This window comes from Sphingomonas sp. CCH9-E2 (assembly GCF_001557215.1).
GTDB lineage: Bacteria > Pseudomonadota > Alphaproteobacteria > Sphingomonadales > Sphingomonadaceae > Sphingomonas.
The window spans coordinates 17,212-29,171 of sequence record NZ_LSJM01000128.1 but is presented as its reverse complement, the minus strand read 5'-3'; the positions used below and the strand labels follow the sequence as shown (position 1 = coordinate 29,171).

At 64.0% G+C, this 11,960-nt stretch carries 10 protein-coding genes; 5 read left to right on the top strand and 5 right to left on the bottom strand.

Annotated features, from left to right (window positions below; genetic code table 11):
- Positions 1–838: 838 nt before the first annotated feature.
- Entirely contained in the window at positions 839–988 is a 150-nt protein-coding gene (locus AX681_RS23625) for an HNH endonuclease signature motif containing protein (RefSeq protein WP_082738126.1), read from the bottom strand.
- Positions 989–1,988: 1,000 nt separating this feature from the next.
- Positions 1,989–2,531, bottom strand: a complete 543-nt coding sequence (locus AX681_RS06895) for a cupin domain-containing protein (RefSeq protein ID WP_066664496.1) — start codon at positions 2,529–2,531, stop codon at positions 1,989–1,991.
- 82 nt (positions 2,532–2,613) lie between these two features.
- Between AX681_RS06895 and AX681_RS06890 the strand changes: the two genes are divergently transcribed.
- A complete protein-coding gene (locus tag AX681_RS06890) occupies positions 2,614–3,318 on the top strand; it encodes a hypothetical protein (RefSeq protein ID WP_066664462.1) in 705 nt (234 codons plus the stop codon).
- A gap of 32 nt (positions 3,319–3,350) precedes the next feature.
- Here AX681_RS06890 and AX681_RS06885 read toward each other — a convergent pair whose 3' ends face one another.
- On the bottom strand, positions 3,351–4,619 hold the full coding sequence (locus tag AX681_RS06885; RefSeq protein ID WP_082738127.1) for an MFS transporter: 1,269 nt from the start codon (positions 4,617–4,619) through the stop codon (positions 3,351–3,353).
- A gap of 38 nt (positions 4,620–4,657) precedes the next feature.
- Here AX681_RS06885 and AX681_RS06880 point away from each other — a divergent pair, with 38 nt between their 5' ends.
- Entirely contained in the window at positions 4,658–8,140 is a 3,483-nt protein-coding gene (locus AX681_RS06880) for an indolepyruvate ferredoxin oxidoreductase family protein (protein WP_066664472.1), read from the top strand.
- Between the two features lie 95 nt (positions 8,141–8,235).
- On the opposite strand, the gene AX681_RS06875 is transcribed toward AX681_RS06880, so the two are convergent.
- Both AX681_RS06875 and AX681_RS06870 read right to left on the bottom strand, forming a co-directional pair.
- Positions 8,236–9,018 carry a 2-keto-4-pentenoate hydratase gene (locus AX681_RS06875; RefSeq protein ID WP_082738128.1) on the bottom strand — a complete coding sequence of 261 codons (783 nt, stop codon included), beginning with the start codon at positions 9,016–9,018 and terminating at the stop codon, positions 8,236–8,238.
- Positions 9,019–9,028: 10 nt separating this feature from the next.
- On the bottom strand, positions 9,029–9,826 hold the full coding sequence (locus AX681_RS06870) for an SDR family NAD(P)-dependent oxidoreductase (protein WP_197422056.1): 798 nt from the start codon (positions 9,824–9,826) through the stop codon (positions 9,029–9,031).
- Positions 9,827–9,975: 149 nt separating this feature from the next.
- On the opposite strand from AX681_RS06870, the gene AX681_RS06865 reads away from it, so the two are divergent.
- The 3 genes from AX681_RS06865 to AX681_RS06855 are packed head-to-tail and all read left to right on the top strand — an operon-like array spanning position 9,976 to position 11,959.
- Positions 9,976–10,818: an alpha/beta fold hydrolase gene (locus AX681_RS06865; RefSeq protein WP_066664477.1), complete on the top strand. Its 843-nt coding sequence runs from the start codon at positions 9,976–9,978 to the stop codon at positions 10,816–10,818.
- Positions 10,815–11,096, top strand: coding sequence for a hypothetical protein (locus AX681_RS06860; RefSeq protein WP_066664480.1), 282 nt, complete (start codon positions 10,815–10,817; stop codon positions 11,094–11,096). The genes AX681_RS06865 and AX681_RS06860 overlap by 4 nt, the downstream gene beginning before the upstream one ends.
- Positions 11,093–11,959: a hypothetical protein gene (locus AX681_RS06855; protein ID WP_066664488.1), complete on the top strand. Its 867-nt coding sequence runs from the start codon at positions 11,093–11,095 to the stop codon at positions 11,957–11,959. The genes AX681_RS06860 and AX681_RS06855 overlap by 4 nt, the downstream gene beginning before the upstream one ends.
- The last annotated feature ends 1 nt before the right edge of the window (position 11,960 follow it).

Below are 11,960 nucleotides of genomic sequence, written 5' to 3'. Positions count from 1 at the left end.
CTTTCATGGTCCAGACTATCATAGTCTCTGGGCCACTCAGCGGGGGGCAGATCATTCCAACGGTCTTGCGCGCCGTTCAAGTCGCATCATCTTAATCCCACAACGGTTTGGCGCAGGGACTCGAATTGGGGGTACCGTTGGGGGTATTTTTGGCTGGCTGGGGGTATCGGGCGAAAAATCTTCACATAGAATCAAGCTACTAACGTCCGCCCGTGGATCCCTCCTCCGCTACCAGGTTCGAGTCCCACTTTTGTGCGCTTGCATCTGTATGCGTCCGGATTTTGGATGCAAATCACTGACGACAATAACAGAGGTGCCATCGCGCGAGTCCGCTTGATGCCGTATGCGTCCGCATGGGTTCGCCTGAAGCGTGGAGCCTCCTGTGGGTAGCAGTGGGCGTATTTTCGGCAGCATTTGAAACTGGCGATACCCCCAGCTGCAATCTCGGGGCGAGCAGCAATTTTCCATCAAAACACAAGGGCTTTGCGAAGACGATCCAAGCCCGGATTCTCCGCAAGGTTCCTGGAATTCGAGTTCCGCATGACGAGTCGACCAAGGGCATAAATGCTCGAGCAGGGGAGGCCATAGCCTGCGCAACCGAAATGACTGCTTTGCGGCAAAGCCGGACGTCGGACGCTGCCGGCGAGCTTCCGGGTAGCGGACATTTTGTCGTGGCGAGTGGCTGTGTCAGCTATGCCAATGACCGGACAGTGAGAGCCACAGATCCGCGCCCAAGCTACATATTCTTTGCTGCTTCCCGATGGGCTTTGAGCGCATCGTGGCTTGGCCAGTGCTCACATGAAGCTGGCATCGTCAGCGCCTTGCCGTCGAGTTCCCGTTACGCGGTGGATTTCATATCTTGCCTGACCCGAACGCACATCTGCTCGTCGATCCACAGCAGCATCAAGTCGAAAAGGGTGTGCAGGTCCGAGCGGAGCAACAGGCCGTTCCTGACATCGTCGTTGGGGTCACCTCGATAAGGTGATATGAGCTGCCTCTAAGACCGCTTACGCCTCACAACCGCTAATCGCACATTTTGCGGAATAAGCTTCAACAAGTGAACTTCGGAATCTGGATTGGCCTCGCCGCTCCACGATCGATCGAAGGACGCGCGTTCGCACATCTTCATCAGCGGTCGTGTCGAATAGGGCAACGCCGATGGCAGAGACGATCAAGTCGGCCTCGTCGTGCGCCGGAGCACACGACTTACACGCCGCCGTGATGCACCGTGCATCCGGAAGGTTAGCAGAGATCCAGCCCGCTAGCTCAGCGACGGTCAGGGCGCCAACTTTGCGATAGCCGCGCTCCGTCGAGGCGCCATGATGGTATGGATACGCGATGTGTCGGCAGGTCGGCTTGTGCAGCATAATGTACTCGGGGGACAAGTTGGCGCGAAGATCGAGCACGAACCCAGTCGGGAAAGCGCTGGACCATTCACGGAAGGACGCATCAGACGAGAAGAGGACAGGCGGCGCGGAGGCGGAAGCTTGAGGCATGAAGATGGCTCCATTGAACGCAGCGGACTTAGATCGGACACCCGAACGATGGAACCGCCCGGACCTTCCCCGCGAGATGCACAGCCAAAAAAGTGTTGGAGCCGGACTCGGTGCCTCGTTGGCACCCTACGTGCTGGAGACGACGCTCGCGGACACTACGAACAACGGCCTGTTCGGCAGCCGCTTCGATTCATGCATGTTTGGTTAAAGCTATTCATCCGTCACCGCCTCCGCGTCCGGCTCCTCTCCAGGCTTGTAGCGTGGCTTGGGCTGCGGCAGCAGAAAGAAGGCGACACAGAGCAAGGCGACGGTCACCCCGACGCGCGGCGCCGCCTGCGCCCCACGCCCCACCCTTAAGACAGGGCCAGCTGTCAGGTAGGTGCCGAGAATGGGCGCGGAGCCTTCGTGATGATGACATCGGGAAGGCTTATGAGCACCGCGACCCGCACCCCGAATGGCAGAAGTGGGGGGCGACGGTGTCTAAGACGTCGATCAAGTGATTTCGGGAGCGCCCGTTAGAACGACGGCGAGGGTCGCTGTGGTCACCGAACGGTTGCGCCAGGCGTGCCGCGTTCCGTTCTGGACTACCGAGTCGCCGGCGCTCAGCCGCGTGAGGCTGCCGTCGCCCAATTCGAGCCACAGCTCACCGGCGAGCAGGACGGCATAGTCGATGCTCGGCGTTCTGTGCATTCCCGGGGCCTCGGGATCGAAGGCCTCGGCAAAGCCGGGGAGGAGATCCAGCATCTCCTGACCTGCTGCCGCGGGATCGAAGTCGGACGCAGACATCACCGCGTCGGGCGGAAAGTCGATGATGACGAAACTTGCTCCTCCGGCGGCGGGGACGATGGGGCCCTCGGCAACGTTCGGCCGGGCGGCGTTGGCGTTTGCGGAAATAGCGGGAGGAGTCGCCGCCAGGAAGGTGGTCCGGAAGCCAGGGGTCTGCTGGAAGGCGGTCGGCCTAACCTGCTCATCCGCAACGATACGCGATCTTCCCTGCGCATCCGCGCCCGTCACGACCCGTCGATAGCCTTCCACCAGCACCTCCTTGATCCATACGGATGCGAATGGTAGCCGTTCCTGCAGCCGATGAAAAGGCACGGCGAGCGTAGGCAGGGCGATGCACGAAAAATCGATAAGGATCGCAAATCGGTTCCAGGGGCCGAGCGGGAGCGGGAATGGCGGCTATGTCGCCGGCCTGCTTGCCCGCGAACTTGGCGGTTCGAACTGCGTTGTCACATTGCGTCGCCGGACCCCGCTCGATCACGACATGCGGATCACGATCGAGGGTGGGGAAGCCGCGCTGATGGATGGAAATGACCTCGTCGCATCCGCCGCACGGGCGCCGCTGGTCCTCGAAGTGCCGCCGCCCCCGACGATGGCCGAGGCCGAGGCCGCGAGCGCGCGCTTCAGCGGCTATCATAAGCATCCGGTGCCGGACTGCTTCGTCTGCGGGACGAACACGCCGGAGGGCGACGGCCTTCGCATCTTTACCGGGCCTGTCGAGGGCCGGAAGATGGTCGCCGCGCCCTGGATAGCCCATCCCAGCCTTGGCGACGGAGCGGGCCGGGTCGATATCGAATATCTCTGGGCGGGTCTCGATTGCGCCGGCTTTTTCGCCATCGAGGATCGGGTCGACCTGGCGATATTGGGGAGAATGACGGCGCGCATCGACGAGCGTCCGCGGGTCGGCGATACGCTCGTCGTCAGCGGATGGCGGATCGAGAGCGACGGGCGCAAGCACCAGGTCGGCACGGCGATACACGGCGAGGACGGACGCCTCGTCGCGGCGGCCCAAGCGACCTGGATAGCCCTCCAGGTGTGAGGCCCAAGCCGCGCCTCAGAGCGGGGCTTGCATCATGAGGCGTCGAAGCTCCTCGGATAAGGGCCGAGCCCCCTCAGAAGCAAGGCGGCAATGACCAGCATGGCGGCAGCCAGCAGCAGGTAGACCAGATAGTCGCCTGTCCCGGCGTAAAGGCCGCCGATGATGAAGGGGCCGGCCACGCCTCCGAGCATCGTGAATGCATATTGCCAGCCATAGATGCGGCCGTAATGAGCCATGCCGAAATAGCGCGAAACGAGATAGGCGACGAGGTCGTACTCCGCCCCCATGGCGGCGCCGACGAGAACGACGCCGATCGCGGAAGTCACGGCTCCCCCCTGCAGAGCGAGCAGGAGGAAGCCGGCGGCTCCCATCGCGCAGATCATCTGGAAGACCAGCGGGGCGAAGACCCTATCGACGATATATCCGCACAGCAGCCGGCCGAAGATGAGGCCAATGCCCATCAGAGACTGCAGGAGGATCGCCGCTTCGGTGCTGAGGCCGCTACCGCGCAGGATCGGCGTCATGTGCGCGATGGCGGCGAGGATGGCGGTGCTGGTGAGGAAGAAGCCGCCGCCCATCAGCCAGAATCCGCGGGTTCGCACCACTTCGGAGAGGGAACGGCCGGCGAGCGGGGCAGCGGGACTTTCCTCATCTCCGGCCCCTCTGGGTGTCGGTCTCGCCGGATCCTTCAAACCGAGAAAGAGGAGCGGGAAGAGCGCGAGAGAGAGAAGGGAAAAGGCGATCCAGCTTCCGTGCCAGCCATAATTCTCGATGGTCGCCGCCACGACGAGCGGCGTCAGCAGACTCGCAAGCGCGGTGCCCGTCACCGTGATGCCGAGGGCGAGGCCCCGTGCCCGTTCGAAATAGGCGCAGACGGTCTTCGTGAAGGCGATCGGCGACGTCCCGGACCCGGCAAAGGCGAGGAGGGCGTAGGCCGCATACAGCGTCCAGATCTGCTCGTTCACCAGCGAGGTTGCGGCAAACATGCCGGCCAGGAGCAGGAGCGAGATCATCGCGGGCGCCCGCGACCCGAACCTGTCGATCAGGCGGCCGGTAATGGGGGCTGCGACGACCATGGCGATGGTGAAGCTGCTGTTCGCGAGACCCATTTCAGGACGCGACCAGCCGAACTCGCGGCCCCACGACTCCATGAACAGGCTAACCGAATAGATCGGGATCGGAAGCATCGCACCGCCGAGGAGCGCGGTGAGCAGCAGCAGCCAGTTGCGCTTCAGCTCTTCTCCCTTGGTCAGCGTCGGATCCTTTCCTGATATGCACATCCCTCTTGCTACCATACCCATGCGAATGGTAGCTCCTCAAGAGGAAAGAAGAGGCCACCATGCTGCGCGATGTGACACTCCAGGATAAGTTCGGGCTGGAAGAGGGGCGGGTGATGATCTCCGGCACCCAGGCGCTCAGCCGTATCCTGATCGACCAGCGGCGCTCCGACGCTCGTCATGGCCTGCGGACTGCGGGATTCATCTCGGGTTATCGGGGCTCGCCCCTCGGCTCGCTCGATTCGGCATTGTGGGCCGCGCAGCGCCAGCTCGACGAGCACGGGATCGTGTTCAAGCCGGGAGTCAATGAGGAGCTTGCCGCGACGGCAATCTACGGCACCCAGCAGGTCGGATTCTTCCCCGGAGCCCGGCATGACGGTGTCTTTGCGGCCTGGTACGGCAAAGGGCCGGGCGTCGACCGTGCGGGAGACGCGTTGAAGCACGGCAATTTTGCCGGCACATCGGCCGCGGGAGGCGTGCTGGTCTATGCCGGTGACGACCATGCGGCAAAGTCGTCCACCACGTCACATCAGTCGGAGCAGGCGCTGGTCGCGGCACTGATCCCAGTCCTTTACCCGGCTTCAGTGGCGGATTTCCTCGAATACGGCTCCTTCGGTTTCGCCCTTTCCCGCTATTCCGGACTCTGGGCCGGCTTCAAATGCGTCAACGACACGGCCGACGCCACCGCGGTCGTCGATCTCATGGATCCCGCCCGCACATGGGCATTACCGGAGGAGTTCGAGCGGCCGCCGGAGGGGCTCAACATCATCAGGGGCGAAACTCCGCTCTCGATGGAGAGGCGGACGGTGGATTTCCGGCTGCCCGCCGCCCAGGCCTTCGTCCGCCGCAACCGGCTCGATCGGGTGCTGCGCGACAGCCCGCGCCGCACGCTGGGAATCGTGACGGCGGGCAAGGCCGCGCTCGATGTCATGTCGGCGCTGAATGCGCTCGGCCTTGACGAGCGGCGCTCGGAGGCTCTCGGGATTCGCGTTCTCAAGCTTGCGATGACCTGGCCCGTGGAGCCTCTCGCGATGCGCGAATTTTGTGCCGGTCACCGCCAGGTCCTGGTGGTCGAGGAGAAGCGGGCGTTCATCGAGCCGCAGGTCGCGACGATCCTCTTCCACGAGCCGGCGGATCGCCGTCCGCAGCTGATCGGAAAGGTGGACGCATCCGGGCGGCCTCTCCTCCTGCAGGTAAATGAGCTCAATCCGCCGCTCATCCAGGAAGCCCTGATGCGCGTCCTGGAGGAGCTTGGCTTGGTCGACGAGCCGCTCCGGGCCTGCTACGCGGAATTGAGCCAGCGCATGCAGGACATTGCCGGTCCGGCGACCGAATTCGCACGCATGCCCTTCTTCTGTTCCGGCTGCCCCCATAACAGTTCGACGAAGGTGCCTGAGGGGTCGATCGCCCTGTCGGGAATCGGCTGTCACGCCATGGCTGCATTCATGCCGCACCGGCCCCATCTCTGGCCGGTTCAGATGGGTGGTGAAGGCACCAACTGGATTGGAATCGCCCCCTTCACGGACCAGCAGCACGTCTTCCAGAACCTTGGTGACGGTACCTATTATCATTCGGGCTTCCTTGCGATCCGCGCGTCAATCGCTGCCGGGGTCAGCATCACCTACAAGCTTCTCTACAACGATGCCGTGGCGATGACCGGTGGCCAGCCGATCGAGGGTCAGCTGGCGCCTTGGCAGATGGCATCCGAGTTGCTTCAGGAAGGTGCGAAAAAGATCGTCATCGTGGCTGACGATGTCGGCCGATATGAAGGCGCACCCGTTCCCTCGGGCGTCGCCGTGCGGCCACGCGGAGAGCTGGAGCTGGTGCAGCGCGAGCTGCGCGAGACGAACGGCGTCACTGTCATCATCTACGATCAGGTCTGCGCCGCGGAAAAGAGGCGGCGGGGAAAGCGTGCCGCCCAGCCGGCACCGTTCAAGCGCGCCTTTATCAACGACCTCGTCTGCGAAGCCTGCGGCGACTGCTCGGTGAAATCCAACTGCGTCAGCGTCCAGCCGCTCGAAACGGAATTCGGCCGGAAGCGGGTGATCGATCAGTCGAGCTGCAACACGGATTTCAGCTGCGTTGAGGGCTTTTGCCCGTCCTTCGTGACGGTCAAGGGCGGCTCGTTGAGGAAGCGCAAGGCAGGCAGCGCTCTCGATCTGTCCAATCTGACCATCCCGAACCCTCCGCCTGCGGTGGACGAAGACCGCGCGGTCCTGATCCTGGGCATCGGCGGGACCGGCGTGGTAACGATTGGCGCTATCCTCTGCATGGCGGCGAACCTCGAGGGCAAGGCCGGTGGTGTCATCGATCAGACCGGCCTTTCGCAGAAGAACGGCGCCGTCTCCAGCCACCTGCGGATCGTAAGCGATCCGTCCCGTCTGTCGGCAGCACGCATCTCATGTGGCGAGGCTGATCTGCTGCTCGGCTGCGATATGATCACGGCAGGCGGGGGTGAAGCGATGAGCCTGCTTCGCCCCGGATCGACTGTGGGCATCGTGAACCAGAACCTGACCGCCACCGCCGCCTTCACGATCAACAACAGCATCGACTTCCAGGGCAACAGGATCCTCGAGCGGCTGAAAGCCGTGCTGGAGCCAGGCCGCTCGCTGTTCATCGATGCCACCAGAGTGACGACGCAGCTGCTCGGCGATAGCATCGGGACCAACATGTTCATCGTCGGCGCGGCCTTGCAGCGGGGGCTGCTTCCGGTGTCGCTGGAAGCGGTGGAAAGGGCGATCAGCCTCAACGGCGTGGCGGTGGATTTCAATTTGCAGGCGCTCCGCCTGGGCCGCCTGGCCGTGTCGGATCCCACCGCCTTCCAGTCCTTGCTCGGGCGCGAGGAGGAGTCGCGCGCGCCCGCTTGCACGCGTCTTTCCTCCTCCATCGAGGAACTGGTCGCGCGGCGCGTTGCGTTTCTGCGCGATTATCAGAATGAGGCTTACGCCCGCAGATACGAACAATGCGTCGAGGATGTCCGCGCCGCCGAGGCGCGGGCGATGCCGTCGTCGACCTTGCTTGCCGAGACGGTGGCCCGTAACCTCTTCAAGCTCATGGCCTACAAGGATGAATATGAGGTCGGCCGCCTCTACACGTCGGGCGAGTTCGAGGCCAAGCTGAAGGAGCAGTTCGCCGGGGACTATAAGCTGTCCTTCCACCTTGCGCCGCCGCTCCTCGCTCGGCGCGATCCGGTAACCGGCCATCCCCGCAAGAAGGCCTTCGGCTCCTATATGCTGCCCATGTTCCGGCTTCTGGCGAAGGCGAAGGTGCTGAGGGGAACCCCCTTCGACCCCTTTGGCTATACCGCGGAAAGGCGAACCGAGCGGCGGCTGATCGAGGAATATGTGGAGCTGGTATCCGGCATCCTCGCCGATCTCGACGCGGCCAATCACGACCGCGCAGTGAAGCTCGCCGCCTACCCGGACTCGATCCGGGGCTTCGGCCACATCAAGGCACGCAATCTGGCGGCCGCGATGCGTGAGCGCGAAGAGAGCCTCGCCGCCTTCCAGAACCCCGCGGTCCGGGAGCTCGAAGCTGCGGAGTGAAACCGCTCGGAGTGTTTCTAGCCAGATGATCTGGCCAGAAAATCGCGGAAAGGAAAATAGGCTCGTGGCTCGGTTCGAGTTGATCGCGAACGAGGCTAGTCGGTGCAGTCGATCCACAGCTCCGCGAAACCGCTCATCTTGAGCGTGTAGCGGTGACCGGACGCCATCGGGGCGAGGGATCCGAAGGCGCCGGACAGCACAAGGTCGCCGGCGCCGAGAGGCCGGCCGACCGCCGCCATCTTTCGGGCAAGCCAGGTGAGCGCCGTCACCGGGCTTCCCAGGCAAGCGCTCGCCGCTCCCGCCGAGACGACCCTGTCATCCTCCAGAAGCTCCATGGAAAGCCCGTCCGCCTCCGCCCGGCGAAAGGTCCGGCGGTCGCTCCCCACGACGAACATGCCCGAGGACGCGTTGTCGGCGACCGTGTCGACGATACGGATCTGCCAATCGCGTACCCGGCTTCCGACGATTTCGATGGCCGGCGCCATCCACTCTATCGCTTCTTCCACATCCGCTTCGCTCGCGTCGGGATCGTTAAGGGCGGCTTTGAGCCCGAACGCCAGCTCCCCCTCGGCCCGCGGCTGATGGACGCTCGCGGCGGAGAAGCGGCCGCAATCGGGCACCTCCATGTCCTTGAAGAGGATCCCGTAATCGGGCTCATGCACGCCGAGCTGCGACTGGACAGCCGGGGAAGTGAGGCCGATCTTCCGCCCCACGATCTTGCGCCCATGCGCCTCCCAAAAGCGCGTGTTGATCTCCTGAACCTCGTAGCCGAGCTCCGGGAGGTTCTCGAGCAGACGCTCGCGGATCGGCTCCACCGGTTCGGATCCATAGGCTTCCCGCAATTCCCGTGCGGCTTGTTCGATTGCGCTTCTGCTCATTTGTCCCTCTTCAGATCCTGGCCAATAGTCCGCCGTCGCTCACGATGATGCTTCCGGTCATGCCGCGCGAATTCTCCCGCGATGCGAGAAGCACATAGAGTCCGGCATGATCCTCGGGCGCGGCGGCGAAGCCCAGCGGGGTCGCCGAGCCGATCGCCGAGATGATGCGTTCGTCGCCGTTGACCCGCCGATCCGCCGAACCCAGCGCGTCGAGCCCCGAAAGGGAGGTGACGGTGCCCCCCGGCGCGACGCCGTTTACCCGCACCTCCGGCGCCCACTCATGGGCAAGCTGATAGACCAAGCCGCGCAGGGCGAACTTGGTCGCGGTGTAGAGTGCTCCGCCGCCGCCGCCACGGAAGCTGGCGGTGGAGCAGGTGATGATGAGGCTGCCGCCGCTGGCCTTGAGCGGCCCATAGGCCTCGCGCGTCAGGAACAGGTGAGATTTGAGGTTGATCGCGACCATCTCGTTCGCCGCCTTTTCGAGCTCCGCGGCCGTCATTCGATCGAGCCGCTTGTGCCAGTCGAACACGCCGACATTGCCGATCGCCGCATCGATCCGGCCGAAACGCTCCATCGCGAGTCCGACCGCGCGCGCGACCACGTCCGGATTGGCTGCGTCGCCCGTTATGGTCGCGCATCCGGAGCCGAGCTCCTCCTCGAGGCTAGCGAGGCGCTCTTCGTCGCGATCCAGCACGACGACGGTGGCGCCCTCCCGAAGGAAGCGCGTGGCGACCGCGCGTCCGATGCCGGATCCGCCGCCGGTGATGAGGGCTATCTGCCCCTCCAGCCATCCCATCTGTGGTCTCATTCCGCTTTGTTGCGCGCAGAACATACCTTTAGGTATTGACGCGTGCAACGCATTTGAGGAGGAGTTTTTCGGCGGCGCCGGTAAGCGGCGGGATTGACAAGGGCTCCGGCTCGGCTAGTTTCAGTACTCTAAAGTATGGAAAGCGCGCTATGACTTCTTTTCTTCCCGACGTCGGCCGCTCGATCGAGATCGACGGCATCACCACCAATTATCATGAGGCCGGCTCCGGACGGCCTCTGGTGCTTCTGCATGGTTCTGGCCCCGGAGTCAGCGCCTGGCAGAATTGGCAGCGTGTCATTCCCCGCCTCGCGCAGAAATATCGCGTGATCGCTCCGGACATCGTCGGCTTCGGCTTTACCAAGCGCCCGGAGGATCGCGAGCCGAACATCAAGCTGTGGGTCGCTCATCTGTCGGGGTTGCTTGAGGCGTTGGATCTCGATCAGGTGACTCTGGTGGGGAATAGCTTCGGAGGCGCTCTTTCGCTCGCGATCATGGGCCGGCACCCCGAGCGCATCCACTCGCTCGTCCTGATGGGCACGCCGGCTGGCGAGTTCGAGCAGACCGGCGGGCTCGCCGACAGCTACAATTTCGAGCCGACGCTGGAGAATATGGAGGCGATGATGCAGCGCTTCCCATATGATCCGGCGATCGTCACCCGCGAGATGGTCGAGGCGCGCTTCGCGGTGGCGAAGGTGAACAGTGGGATGGACACGATCCGCAAGCTCCAGCCGAAGCCATCCGAGGGTGACAAGCCGCGCATCGTCCGGGGCGTGCCGCTGGAGCAGCTCGACGCGATCACGGTTCCGGCCCTGATCCTCCATGGCCGGGAAGACCGTGTCATCCCGCTCGACGTCGCCGTGCGCATGCACCGTCACCTCGCCAAGTCGGAGCTGCACGTCTTCGGCCAATGCGGCCATTGGGTGCAGCTGGAGCGCGAGGACCGGTTCGTCGGCGAGCTAGAGGCGTTCCTTGAAGGGGTGGCGGCGTTATGAGCTCGAACGGTCTGGAACAGTGCCTCTACGACATCGGCTGCTCGGGGAAGGCGCGGCGCACCTACAGCGAGCAGCCTGAGGAATTTCTCGGCCGCTATGCGCTCGACGAGGAAGAGCGCCGCCTGGTGGCGCAGGAGGAGGTGGCGGAGCTGTTCCGGCGCGGCCTCAATCCGATGCTGCTGATGGGCTTCTACATGGGGCTCCACGGCCCCCGCTCGATGCCCGAATATCTCGGCAAGATGCCGACGCTGCAGTCGCAGCTGGAGGCGGCGTCGTGAGCGCGATCGTCGGCGGCTTCATCATGTCGCATGACCCGCTGGTGTTCATCAACCCGCGGAAGAAGGACCCGGGCTCGGTCCTCGAGGCTTACGCGGAGATCCGGCGCCGCGTCGCCGAACTGCGTGCGACTTCGGCAATCATTATCGGCGCCGACCATTACATCCTGTTCGGTCCCAAATGCCTTCCGCAGCTCCTCATCGGCCTCGGCGAGATCAACGGCCCGGTCGATCAGCTCCCCGGCGTCCCCAACAAGGCGATCCCGCATAATCCCGGGCTGGCGAAGCACATCTTTTCCTATTCGCAGGAGGCCGGCTTCGACCTCGCCGTCTCCAAGGGTCTCGCGGTCGACCATGCGATCGGCGTGCCCGCCCAGCTCTGCCTGCCGGAAGACGGATCGGTGAAGACCGTGCCCGTCTACATGGCGAGCGGGGTGGAGCCGTACATCCGCCTTCAGCGGGCGCATCAATTCGGCGCGATGCTGAGAGCCGCGGTCGAGGCGCAGGACGGCGATGAGCGCGTCGTGATTTTCGGAAGCGGCGGGATCAGCCACTGGGTCGGAACCGGCGAGATGGGGAAGATCGAGCAGGATTTCGACCGTTTCGTGCTCGACGCGATTGCGTCCGGCGACGCCCGATCGCTCCTCACCCTTTCCGACCGCGAGACCATGCTGCGCGGCGGAAATGGTGCACTGGAGATCCGCCATTACCTCGCGGTGATGGGCGCGCTGCCGGGCGCGCAGGGCGAAGTGCTCGCATATCATGCCTGGGATGGCGGCGTGACCGGGCTCGGCTTCGCGCAGATCCACGCCGGTTCGCGGTCCGCCGGCGATCCTGTCTTTCAACGCGCAACCGTCGAGGCCTGAA